This is a genomic window from Romboutsia sp. 13368 (assembly GCF_018336475.1).
In the GTDB taxonomy this organism is placed as follows: domain Bacteria; phylum Bacillota; class Clostridia; order Peptostreptococcales; family Peptostreptococcaceae; genus Romboutsia.
Window position 1 is genome coordinate 1,260,391 of record NZ_CP048741.1, and the last position, 1,639, is coordinate 1,262,029.

Annotated in this window: 1 protein-coding gene; it reads left to right on the forward strand. The window is 29.1% G+C overall.

Annotated elements, in window-relative coordinates; genetic code table 11:
- Nucleotides 1-50 precede the first annotated feature (50 nt).
- On the forward strand, nucleotides 51-1,457 hold the full coding sequence (locus tag G3997_RS05085; protein ID WP_296649116.1) for an MFS transporter: 1,407 nt from the start codon (nucleotides 51-53) through the stop codon (nucleotides 1,455-1,457).
- Nucleotides 1,458-1,639: the final 182 nt, after the last annotated feature.

Consider the following 1,639-nt stretch of genomic DNA (forward strand, 5'->3'; position numbering starts at 1 on the left):
CTGTAATATGACAATTACAAAATTACATAGGTATTACAAGGGGGATAAAAATGWATAATTCAAAAGRGGTAAAACCATTTGGGTTTAAAGACAAATTAGGGTACTTGCTTGGAGATTTAGGAAACGATTTCTCATTTTTATTTGCAAGTTCATTCCTAATGTTATTTTACACTAAGGTTTGGGGAGTACCAGCATCAATAGTTGGTATATTATTCTTAGTATCGAGATTTTTAGATGCTTTTACAGATATTGGTATGGGGACAATTATCGATAAGTCTGCACCTACAAAAGATGGTAAGTTTAGACCTTGGATAAAAAGAGTTGCAGGTCCAATATCTATCATGAGTTTCTTAATGTTCCAATCAGGTTTAGCAGGAGCTTCAATGACTGTTAAAATAATTGTTATGTTTGTAACATATATATTATGGGGTTCTTTCTGTTATACAGCTATAAATATACCTTATGGTTCAATGGCATCAGCTATAACTGATGTACCTGAAGAAAGAGCTGTTCTTTCAACTTGGAGAAGTATGGGGGCAAATGTTGCTAGCGTTATCGTAAATAGCTTTGTACCATTATTTATTTATTATACAGATGCTAGTGGTAACCAACTTGTAAACGGAACTAACTTTACAATAATAGCTGGAATATTCTCACTATGTTCTTTCATATGTTATATGGGATGTTTCAAATTAACTACTGAACGTGTTAAATTTGAAAAGAAAGATAATAGTGGTAAAAAAGAAAAAGTTTCTTTCTTTAAGAATTTTGGTTTAATCTTAAAAAATAGAGCATTATTAGCAATGATAGGATGTAGTATAGTATTATTACTTAGCCAATTAACAGTATCTACTATGAATCAATACTTATATGCAGATTACTTCAAAAATATAGGTGCATTATCAATTTATAGTGCTGCTGCACTTCCAATAAGTTTAGTATTAGTTACTTTCTTAGCTAAATTATCTGGTAAAATTGGTAAAAAAGAAATCGGTACAGCAGCAATGGTACTTGCAGGTTCATTATATCTTGTAGCATTCTTCTTAAGAGTAACAAATCCATGGGTATATGTTGCTATAACAGTTACAGCTACAGTAGGAACTACTGCATTTAATATGCTTATATGGGCTAATATAACAGATATAATAGACTACCAAGAAGTATTAACTGGAAAAAGAGATGATGCTACTATATATGGTGTTTATTCATTCTCTAGAAAAATAGGTCAAGCGCTAGCTGGTGGACTTGGTGGATTTATATTAACATTTATAGGTTATAATTCAGCTTCTGCTACTCAAACAGTTGCTGTAACAGAATCTATATACACAGTATCAACTATATTCCCAGGTATTTGCTATATATCTATAGGTTTAATACTTGCATTTGCTTATCCATTAAGCAAAAAAGTAGTTGAAGAAAATTCAAAAAAATTAGCAAAAGTTCGTAAAACAGCTTAATTATATATTGTTAAATTTTAAAATCGACTAGGCTTAAGTTTAGTCGATTTTTTATATCTTATTTTATCTTTTTTTAGATTATTATTTTTATTTATTTTGTAATAAAGTATATTGTCTATACTCTACTAGGATTTTTTCTAATAATAAAAATACTATATAATTATAGATTTATTATATAGTAT